Origin of the sequence: Sphaerospermopsis aphanizomenoides BCCUSP55 (genome assembly GCF_001586785.1) — a bacterium.
Classification (GTDB): domain Bacteria; phylum Cyanobacteriota; class Cyanobacteriia; order Cyanobacteriales; family Nostocaceae; genus Sphaerospermopsis_A; species Sphaerospermopsis_A aphanizomenoides_A.
This window is the reverse complement of sequence record NZ_LUFH02000073.1, coordinates 32,756-46,667: the sequence shown is the minus strand read 5'-3', so window position 1 is coordinate 46,667 and position 13,912 is coordinate 32,756. Positions and strand designations below refer to the sequence as shown.

Genomic DNA, 13,912 nt, shown 5'->3' with positions numbered 1-13,912 from the left:
CTTGGTATTCAGAAAAAGTAAAGTTTTGTGAACTAAATTTCTTTAGGGTTTTAAATTATAGTTATATAGAAAATGTAAAGCTGTGGAATACTTGATATACCTATCTGCTATGATGTGGTTGTTAGTTAAGCTTTGACTGCCAATGTAGGCAAATCAAAATTTTGCAGCAGCAAGTATAGGCAAATAGCGTTTGTACTGTAACGTGCTGAATGAGAATAATGGTTAAATAAAGCAAAGTTATGAGACTTTGATTTGATTGGCTAATCTAAATTTGTGGCTTTTAGTCGGTGGGTATTGGTAATCGAAGTTGACGCCCCAACATCCCCAGCTCTTTTCCTCCCTGGAACAAAGCAAGAGAAGGAGGTCGCCCACTGCGACAAAAGCAAAGCTACTCTATGCCATAGTGGAACTTTAATCTAACCCCCACTGATGTTTGAGAAGCTCCTTATAAGTTGCTTCCCGCACAACCATTTGTTCATAGAGCTTGACTAGAAAGTCTTGTGCCTGTTCATGGCTCATTTGTTGGACTTGGGTGGCAAATGAACGGATACTGAATTGCTGTTCTAAGGAAAGTTCAATTGGTTGGCTCATAGTTAAAACCTACAAAACAACGTTTACAAGAGGTATGTGTGACATAAAAGCCAAAGCTAGAACGCCTAGGCTGATGTTTGTCATAAATATTTGTACCTCCGTATTAAGAAAGATAACAATTGTTTGACAAAATGCCCAGTGTTTTTTGGCCTATTTTTGCGATCAAGGATATTGGACTGAAATTATGTAAATTTAGCCTCGTCAACTAAATTGAGAAGCTTAAAGATATTTTTATCAATTTAGAAATAAGAAAAATGCTCAAATTGAACAAAATGCTGAGTATATTTACTGGATTTGTTAGTAGTGAAAGGGAATAGGCAGAAGGCAGAAGGCAGAAGGCAGAAGGCAGAAGGCAGAAGAGAGTGAACAGTGAACAGTGAACAATAAACTGCGACAACTGACAACTGACAACTGACCAAATCAAGAATTTTCTTCTACAGCAATAAGGATGACAGTGATGTTATCGTGTCCACCTTCATCTTTTGCGGCTTCCACTAGAGAGAAAGCTGTTTTATCTAGGTTTGGTTGGTCTGAGCTTGATGTATCTTGGAGGTAGATGCAAATTTGTTGATCAACAAGTTCTTCGGTGAGTCCATCACTACACAAAAGCAAGCGATCGCCCACTTTTACATCTAATGGTTGGAGATCAAGTTGATGTAAGTCATCACGTCCTAAACAGCGTGATAAAACATGACGGTAGGGATGTACCCTAGCTTCGTCAGCTGTCATATCACCAATTTTAATGGCTCTGGCTATCCACGTATGATCTTCTGTGATTTGTACTAGTTGTGATTCTCGCAAGCGGTATAGTCGTGAATCTCCAACGTGGCCACATATAGGTGGTTCTGATGAACGAAAGACTACTACAACCACAGTTGTACCCATATCAGCACGTTCAGGATGTTTTTGCTGATCTTGCAAAATTGCTTGATTAGCAGACCATAAAGCTTTTTCTAGTAATTTTGATGCAGATATAGAAGAATGCCAATTTGTCAACAAATAATTCTGAATTTCTTGGGTAGCAATGCGACTTGCTTGTTCACCTCCAGCATGACCACCCATCCCATCAGCAACTATAAAAAATCGCCCTTCCGGGTCTATATGGTAAGCATCTTGATTATTAGAACGAATAAGTCCCGGATCGGTACAACCCGTGAAGTTAAGTTTCATAGATTTTCGAGCAACAATTAATACTTTTGGTCATAACGGTCAAGGCGTAAAAGCAGACGAATCAGTAGGAATGAGACTGTTGCTGCTATTAAACCCATAAAAACTGCTAACCAGAGGAATTGGTTAACTAGGAGAATTGTCGCGGCAATGGTAAAACCACTGACTATAAGAGCATAGCTCATTCCGAGTTGAATGTTACTCTGTCTCCGTATCAGGCGTTCTGTTTCCACGGAACGAACTCGCAGACGAATATCCCCACGTTCGATTTTATCGAGTGTATCCTCCAGTCTACGTGGTAATCCTAAAGCAGTGCTACTGACTTGTACTGCTTGACGACTTAACTCATTCAAGAAACTATTCCCCTCTAAACCATTGTTTTCAGTCATAAGTTGCATTGCATAAGGTTGGGCAACTTCCATAAAATTAAATTCTGGATCTAGACCTTTGCCTACTCCTTCTAGGGTAGAAAAAGCACGCATGACAAAGGTGAAAGTTGCTGGAAATCTAAAAGGTTGATTGTAAGCTATTTCGTACAGGTCTTCACTGATGGCGGCTACTGATTGATTTTCAAAGGGCTTATCCATGAAGTTATCCAGCATAAACTGGACAGAACGACGCACAGGCCCGATGTCATCAACGGGAGCGATCGCACCTAAATTAATTAGTGATTGAACTACGCGATCGCCATCTTTTTGAGCGATACCAAATAGCGTTTCCATTAGTCCTTCGCGGACATTGGCTTTTATCCGCCCCATCATCCCAAAATCGTAGAAAATCAAAGCCCCATCGGGACTAACTGCGAGATTACCTGGGTGGGGATCGGCGTGAAAGAAGCCGTTATTGAGGAGTTGGTGTAAATATGCTTGTGCGCCATAACGGGCGATCGCTTTTCTATCCACACCTGCGGCTTCTAAAGCTTCATACTGGCTAACTTTAATACCTGGCATATATTCCAAGGAAATCACCTTAGAAGTAGTATATCGCCAATAAACTCGCGGTACTTTCACCCAATCGTAAGCGCGAAAATTGCGGCGAAAAGTATCAGCATTGCGGCCTTCACCTAGATAATCTATTTCTTCCCACAGAATGCGACAACATTCTTCATATATACCCATCCAATCCCGTCCTCGTCCCCACTTAGGATGATTTTGGAAATAACGAGCAATACCTTTGAGAATTTTTAAATCTATTTCAAACAGTTTTTTTAAGCCTGGACGTTGTACCTTGACAACCACAGATTCCCCAGAATGTAGCACTGCTTTATGAACTTGCCCTAAACTAGCAGCAGCTAAAGGAATAGGTTCAAAACTTTGGAACAGTTGGGGAATTTTTTTGCCTAGTTCTTCTTCAATAATCGTTTCTACCTGCTCATAGCTAAATGCGGGAACTCTATCTTGTAATTTAGATAGTTCGTCCACATATTCTCCAGGGAAGATATCAGCACGAGTAGAAAATAATTGCCCCACTTTAATAAAAGTTGGGCCCAAATCTAAAAAAGTGTTTCTAATCCAAATAGCTTGAGCTTTACGCCTTGCAGCTTGTTTGGCTTCTGTCACACCACCTGGATAACTCCAAGCTTTGTTATAGCGCCAAAGCTTAAACATTAAGGTCAAAACAAATGACCATATATCTACAAAGCGACGTTTGCTAGAGTAATTTTCCCGATTCCAACGGTATGCTTTATCTGAATAACCTTGTTCCATATTTTTTTTATACCGCCGGTTTGTCACGGATTCATCTGTAATAACTTCAGTAAAATTTATATTTGTAAATACAGCAGGAGTCAGGAGTCAGGAGTCAGGAGTAAAACTCTCTGTCTAGGTTTCAAGTTAGATTCTGTACCTGATTGATATCAGTCTGCTGTAGGAAGATGGGAAAGCGGTTGAATTTTGGATTTGAGATTTTGGATTAATACCAATCACACTCTCACCAAATTATCAATCACCTATCACCCATCACCTTTATTTTGCCGTATTACGATACTTTTGTAATTCAGTTCGCAATAAAGCTATTTCTGCTCTTAATTCGTCAAGTTCTGTCTGTAAATCCACTGATTCACTTCCAGATGAGGTGTTAACTGTATTTATTCCGGTTTCCGCAGCTTCAGCGGCTTGGTTAGCTCGTGCTATCACTTCTTCTGTAAACTGGCGTAACTGCTCTCTAGCTTCAGCATCAAATTTGCCAAGTTCACTCAAAGCATCAGTTAAGGCCACTTCTACACGCTCATTGATTACTTCTGCTACTGCTCTGCCTACAAAAAAGGCCTGCACAAGGGGATTACTCATAAATTTTTGTAAAGTTGCTCCGCAAGAAAATTATAACCTGCATTCAGCCTCTGGTGTTGACCATCTTCAGGAGTATGGCTTGCGCCAAGCTATGCCTATGGCTCCTGCGTCGCCACGCAAGCTATCGGCACACTACGTGAACGCTATCAGCAAACCCTATGTATACCTAAATTAATTTATATTAAAATATATCATTATAGATATTTGATTGGTTTTAATTTAATTAAAATTAAGCATATTTTTATAAATCCTTTGGTATAACTATGTCGAGATTATTGGTAACACAATATCAAGCAGAAGTCGAAAAAATTATTCAATATGGTGGTTCGCGGAAAGAAACATCTATTCGTGTTGCTTTTCAAAACCTGTTAAATGAATATTGCAAACCCAGAGATTTTTTACTCATTCCTGAGTTAGATTATAAATTACCAAATGGTAAAATTGTTTATCCCGATGGCACAATTAAAGATGCTTTGCGGTTAGATTGGGGTTACTGGGAAAGTAAGGATCAATATGATAATTTAGATGAAGAAATAGAAAAGAAGCTGAGTAAAGGTTATCCAGATAGTAATATTTTATTTGAAGATTCCCAAACAGCGGTTTTAATTCAAGGTGGACAGGAAACTTTGCGCGTATCCATGGGTGATGCTGACGCGGTAGATGGGATTATTACTAGTTTTATTAATTATGTTCGTCCTGAAGTTAGAGATTTTCGGGAAGCAATAGAAATCTTTAAAGAAGATTTACCCACTATTTCAAATTCTCTCAGAGATTTGATAGATAGTCAAGGAGTAAATAACAAATCTTTTCAAACTGCACGAGATAAGTTTTGGGGAATTTGCCAAGAATCAATTAACCCAGAAATCACATTATTTGATCTTCGGGAAATGATGATTCAGCATATTTTAACAGAAGATATTTTTATCACTATTTTTAATGAGTCGCAATTTCACACAGAAAATAATGTGGCGCGAGAGTTACAAGGAATTCTAGCCACCTTTTTTACAGGAAGTGTGAAGAAAAACACTCTTTCGACGATTGAAAGATATTATGCGGTAATTAGACGAACTGCGGCTAATATTTATAATCATCAAGAAAAACAGAAGTTTCTCAAAGCATTATATGAGAATTTTTATAAAGCATATAATCCTAAAGCTGCGGATAGATTAGGAATTGTTTATACTCCTAATGAAATCGTCAGGTTTATGATTGAAAGTGTGGATTTTTTAGTACATAAATATTTTGGAAAGTTGTTAGCTGATAAAAATGTAGAAATTTTAGATCCTGCGACGGGGACGGGGACTTTTATTACCGAGTTGATTGATTATTTACCAAAGCAGAGTTTAGAACACAAATATAAACAGGAAATTCATTGTAATGAAGTTGCGATTTTACCTTATTATATTGCCAATTTGAATATTGAATTTACCTATAAGCAGAAAATGGGTGTGTATGAGGAGTTTGAAAATATTTGTTTTGTGGATACTTGAGATAAGACATCTTTTGCGGGGAAGCAGTTGGATTTGTTTGCTATGAGTGTGGAGAATACCGCCAGAAGTAAAAGCCAGAATGATAGAGCTATTTCGGTGATTATTGGTAATCCTCCTTATAATGCCAAACAGGAAAACTTTAATGATAATAATACAAATCGTTCTTATAAAGCCATAGATAAATTAATTAAAGAAAGTTACATTAAATATAGTAAAGCGCAAAATAATAATGTTGTTTATGATATGTACACTCGGTTTATTAGGTGGGCTGCTGATAGACTAGATAAAAATGGAATTATTGCGTTTATTACTAATTCATCTTTTATTGATGCTAGAACCTTTGACGGTTTCAGAAAAGCGGTAAGTGATGATTTTAATTATATCTATATCATAGATTTACATGGTGATGTGAGAAAAAATCCCAAACTTTCAGGAACAACTCATAATGTTTTTGGGATTCAAACTGGTGTCGCTATTATGTTGATGGTGAAAAAGCAGAATAGTGATTTTCATGGATGTCAAATATTTTATATGCGTCTTCCAGAATTGGATACAGCAGATGAGAAGTTAAGATTTTTGTCGCACACTAAATTTCAGGAAATTCATTTTCAGTATATTACACCGGATCAAAAACATAATTGGATAAATCAATCTGATAATGATTTTGAAAATCTTTTACCTTTGGTTGATAAAGATGTGAAAGCAGGTAAAGGAGAAGCAGCAGTATTTAAGTTGTTTTCTAGAGGTGTAGAAACTACAAGGGATGAATGGGTTTATGATTTTAGTCAAGCAAATTTAATAGAAAAAATCAAAAATATGATAGAAGTATATAATTTATGTGCTGAAAATAAAAATATGGATAATTATATTAAATGGAGTTCTTCACTAGAAACTTATTTGAATAATGGTATAAAGGCTACATTTGATCAACTTTTAATCAAATTGTCTTTGTATAGACCATATTGTAAATTATATCATTATGTAGAAAAAATATTTAATCATAGATTAACACAAAATCATTATGAAATGTTTTCAGAAACATTAAGTAATAAAAACAAAATTATTGCTTTTTCTGGTATAGGTTCAAATAAATCTTTCCACTGTCTGAGTTCTGATTTATTAATTGGACTAGATACAATTGAAAAAACTCAATGTCTACCCTTGTATCGTTACGACCAAGAAGGAAACTGCATTGATAACATAACCGACTGGGGATTAAAACAAATTCAAACCCATTACCAAGATACAACAATTACCAAAATAGACATCTTTCATTATACCTACGCAGTCTTACACAATCCTGCATACCGCAGCAAATACGAACTCAACTTAAAACGCGACTTTCCCCGTTTACCGTTTTATGAAAACTTCCAAACATGGGTTAACTGGGGAAAACAACTGATGGAATTACACATTAATTATGAAACAGTCACACCTTATAAATTAAATCGTGTTGATATTCCCTTAAAAGACAACCAAAAAACACCAAAACCCAAACTCAAAGCCGATAAAAATCAAGGTAGCATTATCTTAGATGATGTCACCACATTAGCAGGTGTTCCTAACATAGCTTGGGAATATAAGCTGGGAAATCGTTGTGCGTTAGAATGGATTTTAGATCAATATAAAGAAAAGAAACCAAAAGATCCCACAATTGCGGAAAAATTCAATACTTACCGTTTTGCAGATTATAAAGAACAGGTCATAGATTTATTAATGAGAGTTTGTACAGTGAGTATAGACACTATGAAAATAATTAAAGAAATGGAATAATGTCTGAATCAGGATAACTAGGATTAAAGGATGTACAGGATAAAAGACGTAAGCATTCAGCTAAAGCTGCTTTTCAGGCTAAGTTTCAAGGATTTTTAAGGTAAACTGATACCAAAATCAATTCCTCATTCCTCGCTAAAAATGCTCATAAATTCCAGATAATAGCTGATGACTAATTACTGACGGCTGAATACTTACTAAAAGACTTTCAAAAAAACATCCTGTTAATTCTTAAATCCTTTAAATTCTGATTCAGACAAAAAGACTTTCAATAAAAAACATCCTGTTAATCCTTAAATCCTGTACATCCTGATTCAGACAAAAAATGCTATAATCAACAAACAACTACTTGATGCTATATCAATATTATGATCATTGCTCAAGAATTAGAGTCTCAACAAAACATCTCCCAAGATGTAATTTTTCCTTCAGGTGATTTATATAGTGACGAACCTCCCGTGGAAACAGAACTGCATCTAGAGCAAATTATGCTCTTAATTAAATGTCTAAAATGGTTGTGGAAAGGTAGAAATGATTTCTATGCTGCTGGAAACCTCACCATTTACTATAGCAAAACTGCGGGAATTAAATATTGACCCAGATACAATTTAAACTAATTTCATAAATTATCGACTTGTTTAAGAAGTTGAGAATATAAAAACAAAGTATAATTATCACGGAAGAAGAATAGACAAAAAGCATGATTAGGGTTGTTTTGACAGGTGTCTTGTTATTATTGATTACAGCTTGTACTGGTTTAGCATTGCTACCTACTTATGATTTAGTGCAGAAAGGAATTGCAATTCAACTAGAACTCACCCAGCAAGAACTTCAGAAAAAGCTAGATTTAGATTTCCAAAAATTTGATATTAAGCGAGTTTCCATTACTCAACAGAAGCCTTTGACAATTGAAAACTTACCTGCTTATCATGTGCAGGGAACTTATGACTTAACTGTTAAATTACCCAACAAACAAATCTCTCAGCCACAAAAACCCTTTGATATTTATTTGCAAATTCAAAGAGAAGGTAAAAGTTGGCGTTTGCTACTACCGGAAACAACGAATAACAACACTCCATCACTTTGGCATAGTTATCTGATTCTTTAGTAGTTAAGAACCCCAAATTTTTGAATAAGTCCTGAATCTGATCAAGAGAGTTTTAAGTGTTGACGTTTGCTTGGAAATTTGCTATGATGAAGTCGATAAGGAAGAACTATCTTGTAATCATCTAATTTTGATAGACCCTTCCTTTCCAAGCACCTCCTTTTCCTTGCCAATGACGGTTAGCAGAATCTAAAGTCATTAAAGTATAGAGAAAGGCGATTATAGGTAAACAAAAGGCTAACCAAGCAGAACATTTATAAAACCGGATAATGGGAAAATAGGCGAATGTCATGAATAGCCAGGTGAGTAAACCTGTGAGAATTATCGGCCAACTTCCTAATATTAAACCCAAGAAAATTCCCAATACTGGAATTATATAAACTAAAGTCATTCCTAACACACTACCCACTAATAAAAAGGGAGAATAATTTAGTTGTGTGTAGGCGCTACGGGCTACCATATTCCAAATAGTTTCTAAGGAATCATAAGGACGTAAACTAGAAGTTAAAGAACTTAGTCCTAACCAAATTTTACCTTGGTGAGATTTAACAGCTTTTGCTAAAGAACAATCATCTATTAAAGCCTGATGAATCACTTGTAGTCCGCCAATTTTCTGGAGAGTTTCTGTGCGAATTAAAATACAACCACCAGCAGCAGCCGCAGTAGATTTTTTGGGGTTATTGACCCAGTGAAAAGGGTAGAGTTTTTGGAAGAAAAAGACAAAAGCAGGTATTAATAATTGTTCCCAAAAGCTTTGACAGCGCAACCTAACCATGATTGATACTAAGTCTAAATTTTGTGCTTCAGCTTTGGTAACTAATCGGTGTAAATTGCTAATATCATGTTCTATATCTGCATCGGTAAATAATAAATAATCGGGTAGTTGTAAAGACGTTTCAGGAAACATTTCTACAGCAGCTTGTACACCTTGTTCCATAGCCCAAAGTTTACCCGTCCAACCAATAGGTAAATCTGTACTAGAGACAATATGTAATTGTTCAAGTTTGTCTACTGCGTAAGCTACCCCTTGGGCAAAATTTGCTGTACCATCTGTACTTTGATCATCCACCAAAAACACCTGGAAATTACCAGGATAGTCTTGGAGGAGGAGCGATCGCAAACTAATGGGGATAACATCAGCTTCATTCCGTGCGGGAACCACCACACATACCGTAGGAAGAGATTGCTTTGTAGAGACTTTGTATGCAATGTCTTTACTTGTTTCTAACTGCTGATCTACTCGCCAAAACTGTCCCCAAAACAACAGTAAAAATAACCAAATTGCTAAAGATAAAATTATCAACCCCGATAAAATTTCTACCATGACTCTTGCAAATTCTCAGTAATTCAGACAGAATACATTGTTTGTTGATTTTGGGGAAGAATTTTCTCTTCCCACGATCATGTTATTAATAATTACTTGGTGCTGAGGTGAGTATTTGATGCAAACACAAGATAGGGTGAAAGTCAAGCAAATCACAGAAGCGATTGCAGCTAGTCAACAACATCTGCTGTCAATTCAAAGACCAGATGGTTACTGGTGGGCAGAATTAGAATCTAATGTTACCATCACCGCTGAAGCTGTACTGCTACACAAGATTTGGGGAACAGATAAAACTCGACCTTTACATAAAGTTGAAACATATCTGCGATCGCAACAACGAGAACATGGAGGTTGGGAACTATTCTATGGTGATGGTGGAGAACTCAGCACCACTGTAGAAGCTTACATGGCCTTGCGGTTGTTAGGTGTACCCGCAACAGATCCAGCCCTAATTAAAGCTAAATCTCTAATTATCAAAAAAGGTGGAATTAGCAAAACCCGTATTTTTACCAAATTACATCTAGCCTTAATTGGTTGTTACAACTGGCGTGGACTACCTTCTTTACCACCTTGGGTAATGTTGTTACCGGATAATTTTCCCTTCAATATTTATGAACTTTCTAGTTGGGCGCGTTCTAGCACAGTTCCATTATTAATAGTCTTTGACAAAAAACCAATCTTTGAAATTGATCACCCTATCAATTTAGACGAATTATATGCAGAAGGTGTGAATAATGTCAAATGGCAATTACCAAAAAATGGTGATTGGTCAGATATATTCAACATCCTTGATGATGGGTTTAAGTTAGCAGAAAGTTTCAACTTTGTACCTTTTCGAGAAGAAGGAATCAAAGCCGCAGAAAAATGGATTTTAGACAGACAAGAAGCCAGCGGAGATTGGGGGGGAATTATTCCCGCTATGTTAAATTCTCTCTTAGCTTTGAAGTGTTTAGATTACAATGCTGAAGACCCGATTATCTACCGGGGTTTAAAAGCAGTTGATAACTTTGCCATTGAAACAGAAAATAGTTACTGTGTGCAACCTTGTGTTTCACCTGTATGGGATACAGCATGGGCAATTCGCGCCTTAATTGATTCAGGCTTTGCACCAGATGATCCAGCAATAGTCAAAGCAGGAGAATGGTTAATAGACAAACAAATACTTGATTATGGTGATTGGTTTGTCAAAAATAAACAAGGAAAACCAGGCGCTTGGGCGTTTGAATTTGACAACCGCTTTTATCCCGATGTGGATGATTCTGCTGTAGTGGTCATGGCTTTACATCAGGCGAAATTGCCTAATGAGAACCTGAAAAAACAAGCTATGAAACGGGCTTTAAATTGGATTGCATCTATGCAATGTCAACCAGGAGGTTGGGCGGCTTTTGATCTTGACAATGACCAAGAGTGGCTCAATTCCATACCCTATGGTGATTTAAAAGCCATGATTGATCCCAATACAGCCGATGTCACCGCTAGAGTATTAGAAATGTTGGGTGCTTGTAACTTATCAATTCCAGCAGATAAGTTAGAAAAGGCGTTGAATTATCTTCTTAATGAACAAGAAACAGAAGGTTGTTGGTTTGGACGTTGGGGCGTAAATTATATTTATGGAACTAGCGGTGTTTTATCAGCTTTAGCTTTAATCAATCCGCAGAAATATCGCCCCAATATCGAACAAGGTGCAGCTTGGTTAGTGAAAGTTCAAAACTCAGATGGTGGTTGGGGTGAAACTTGTTTTAGTTACAACGATCCCAACCTCAAAGGCAAAGGAGACAGCACTGCATCCCAAACAGCTTGGGCATTAATTGGGTTAATAGCAGCAGGTGAAGCACTCGACAAAATGCCTATTGATAGCATTGAAAAGGGGATTAATTACTTGTTAGAAACCCAAAGGTTAGATGGTACTTGGGATGAATCTTACTTTACAGGAACTGGTTTTCCTTGTCATTTTTATCTCAAGTATCACCTCTATCAACAATACTTTCCTTTAATGGCTTTAGGAAGATATCAAGCGATTAAAAAAATGAGAATATTTTTGTAAATTCTCAATTTACAGCAGTTTTCATGTGTTTAGACCACACTCTTGATTCCTCTTTGCACCTGGAGCGCCTCTGCGTGAGACAAGAAAATGTGGTTCATTTATCCGAAAATGGCTGTAGACTAAAATCCCCCCAAGCTCTAACGGGGGAAAGGTCTTCAAAGTACGTTCTTTTTAAGGGGAATTTAGGGGGATATAAAGATTTTTGATACATCACCAATAACTTTTCTCCCTCTTGTTCTACCCTCAGCAAAGAGGGCATTAGGGACTTCCAACTAAAAAAAATATTCCATCGTTTGGGTCAGCAGGGGAAGCAGGGGGCGCAGAGGAGGAAGAACCTCATACTCATATTGGTTCTCACTCATTGAATAATTTAATTTCTGGAAGTCCCTTAAAACTCAACCGACTTTAACTCGATTTTCAAATTCTTCGCAGGTTTGTTTGACTATATCCAGGGCAGACTGATAAACATCATTATTTTCCTCTTTCAACCAAGCTAAAAGTCTAGCAAGCTGGGCGTTCCGTAAATCTAAGTCTGTCTGAAAAATGATAGATGTTGCCATTGCTTGAGCATATTGGGGTGGATGACCTTGATTTACTAAAGTATCCACGAGAGCAGCCAGAGCTTGCTGTGGGATAGAAGCGGAAGCACCTTCCATAGACATAGTTTCTAGAAAAAATAATTGGATGAGTTATCCTAATTTATTTAACCAAGTAGTTGTATTCGTATTATTGCTTAATTTCACATTAATTACTACACAAATCTTGGGGATCCCAAACTTGTGGCAGATACAGAGAGGTTTCTAGAGATTTGGTGCTGAGATTTTTATCTTTTCCTATGAGAATTTAGTTTAATACCGCAGTTTTATAACATAAGTACAAAGATGAAAATCTCAAATAATTTATGAAAATTTACATAGGTAATAACCAAGTCGTTTACGTAAGTATTAACAAAAAAACTCCGTGTAAATAAGGTGGTGTTATTACTTGTCATCAGGCAGTTAACCTAATTCACCATTTTTGATGCCCCAAACGACTTAAAACTTTGTCCTACAAGGAAAATTTGCCTATTGTTGAACACCGCATGAAAACAAACCCATTATATAAGCAATTCTGACTAAATGCACTCAAAGTCTTGTATAGCAAGAATTTAAAATGCATTTAAATAAGAATAGTTTTGTATAATCGCTATTAATAAGGGGGCATTTTTGATGAAAAAAATAGCTTTAATTTATTAGTGCAGACAAATTTTATCGTAGTATTTACTCAAGGTTTTCAATCGTATTATCCGTATAAGCTTGATAGTAGAACGAGGAATACAGAGAGAACTAAACGTAATAAAAACAAATTATTTTCCGCATTATTTTATTTAGAAATATCTCTTTTTTATGTATTACTGAACTTTATAAATATTTACTGTCTAACTATTTACAACCCCAATAATAAGTGTTATTTGTATAGAAGGTTAAGACGAGTGCATAATCTTACGACTTTGCACCTGGTTTATTCCTCCAGCAAGCTACGCTAACAGAATAAAATTCTGTGATTACACAAACTTAGAAACAACCTAATTAAAGGAAAATCTTTGTTTAGTGGGACTAAATAAAATCAATATTTGGAAACCCACACAGGTTATTTTTGTCTGTATAGCTGAGTATTTATTGCTAAGTTTTGCTGGAGTCAAATTACCTATAAACTGGTAGACAATATCAGTATAAAGATCAAATCAACAATGAGATAAGGTGCAAACCAATGGCAGTTGAAAAAACTAATTCCTCCTCTAGCTTGGCTGAAGTTATTGATAGAATCCTAGATAAAGGTATCGTAGTTGATGCTTGGGTTCGTGTTTCTTTAGTTGGGATTGAATTACTCGCAGTTGAAGCTCGAATTGTAATTGCGTCTGTAGAAACCTACTTGAAATATGCAGAAGCTGTAGGCTTGACCCAATCCGCTGCGGTACCTGCTTAATTTTTACGCAGATTCCTAAATCGCAGAATAACTAGAAAATAAGCGTTAATTGTTCTGGTTATTCTGCTCAATCTTCCGGTGCAGAAAAAACAACAACAATGAGATAAGGTGCAAACCAATGGCAGTTGAAAAAACTAATTCCTCCTCTAGCTTGGCTGAAGTTAT

9 protein-coding genes and 2 pseudogenes are annotated in these 13,912 nt (G+C 36.5%); 5 read left to right on the top strand and 6 right to left on the bottom strand.

Annotation, left to right across the window (positions count from 1 at the left end; all coding sequences use genetic code 11):
- Nucleotides 1–411: 411 nt before the first annotated feature.
- From A0J48_RS18155 to A0J48_RS18140, 4 genes are all read right to left on the bottom strand, one after another.
- Nucleotides 412–591, bottom strand: coding sequence for an NblA/ycf18 family protein (locus A0J48_RS18155; protein ID WP_200325489.1), 180 nt, complete (start codon nt 589–591; stop codon nt 412–414).
- Nucleotides 592–1,011: 420 nt separating this feature from the next.
- A complete protein-coding gene (locus A0J48_RS18150; protein ID WP_200325487.1) occupies nt 1,012–1,761 on the bottom strand; it encodes a PP2C family protein-serine/threonine phosphatase in 750 nt (249 codons plus the stop codon).
- A gap of 17 nt (nt 1,762–1,778) precedes the next feature.
- Nucleotides 1,779–3,464 carry an ABC1 kinase family protein gene (locus A0J48_RS18145; protein WP_200325485.1) on the bottom strand — a complete coding sequence of 562 codons (1,686 nt, stop codon included), beginning with the start codon at nt 3,462–3,464 and terminating at the stop codon, nt 1,779–1,781.
- Nucleotides 3,465–3,722: 258 nt separating this feature from the next.
- Nucleotides 3,723–4,046, bottom strand: a complete 324-nt coding sequence (locus tag A0J48_RS18140; protein WP_200325483.1) for a DUF6825 family protein — start codon at nt 4,044–4,046, stop codon at nt 3,723–3,725.
- Nucleotides 4,047–4,309: 263 nt separating this feature from the next.
- Here A0J48_RS18140 and A0J48_RS27770 point away from each other — a divergent pair.
- The 3 genes and pseudogenes from A0J48_RS27770 to A0J48_RS18125 all read left to right on the top strand — a co-directional run bounded on the left by A0J48_RS27770 (nt 4,310) and on the right by A0J48_RS18125 (nt 8,417).
- A pseudogene (locus A0J48_RS27770) lies at nt 4,310–7,309 on the top strand (type ISP restriction/modification enzyme).
- A 368-nt stretch (nt 7,310–7,677) separates the two neighbouring features.
- Nucleotides 7,678–7,881, top strand: a pseudogene (locus A0J48_RS18130) (Uma2 family endonuclease); the annotation flags it as partial.
- Nucleotides 7,882–8,009: 128 nt separating this feature from the next.
- A complete protein-coding gene (locus A0J48_RS18125) occupies nt 8,010–8,417 on the top strand; it encodes a hypothetical protein (RefSeq protein ID WP_200325481.1) in 408 nt (135 codons plus the stop codon).
- A 121-nt stretch (nt 8,418–8,538) separates the two neighbouring features.
- Here the strand turns inward: A0J48_RS18125 and A0J48_RS18120 are convergent, their stop codons facing one another.
- A complete protein-coding gene (locus A0J48_RS18120; protein WP_200325479.1) occupies nt 8,539–9,738 on the bottom strand; it encodes a glycosyltransferase in 1,200 nt (399 codons plus the stop codon).
- Nucleotides 9,739–9,856: 118 nt separating this feature from the next.
- Here A0J48_RS18120 and shc point away from each other — a divergent pair, with 118 nt between their 5' ends.
- Nucleotides 9,857–11,782, top strand: coding sequence for a squalene--hopene cyclase (shc, locus tag A0J48_RS18115; RefSeq protein WP_200325477.1), 1,926 nt, complete (start codon nt 9,857–9,859; stop codon nt 11,780–11,782).
- Between the two features lie 395 nt (nt 11,783–12,177).
- Here shc and A0J48_RS18110 read toward each other — a convergent pair whose 3' ends face one another.
- Entirely contained in the window at nt 12,178–12,444 is a 267-nt protein-coding gene (locus tag A0J48_RS18110; protein WP_200325475.1) for a hypothetical protein, read from the bottom strand.
- 1,087 nt (nt 12,445–13,531) lie between these two features.
- Between A0J48_RS18110 and gvpA the strand changes: the two genes are divergently transcribed.
- The gene (gene gvpA, locus A0J48_RS18105) at nt 13,532–13,747 is read left to right on the top strand and encodes a gas vesicle structural protein GvpA (protein ID WP_057178839.1); all 216 of its coding nucleotides are present in this window, start codon (nt 13,532–13,534) and stop codon (nt 13,745–13,747) included.
- Nucleotides 13,748–13,912: the final 165 nt, after the last annotated feature.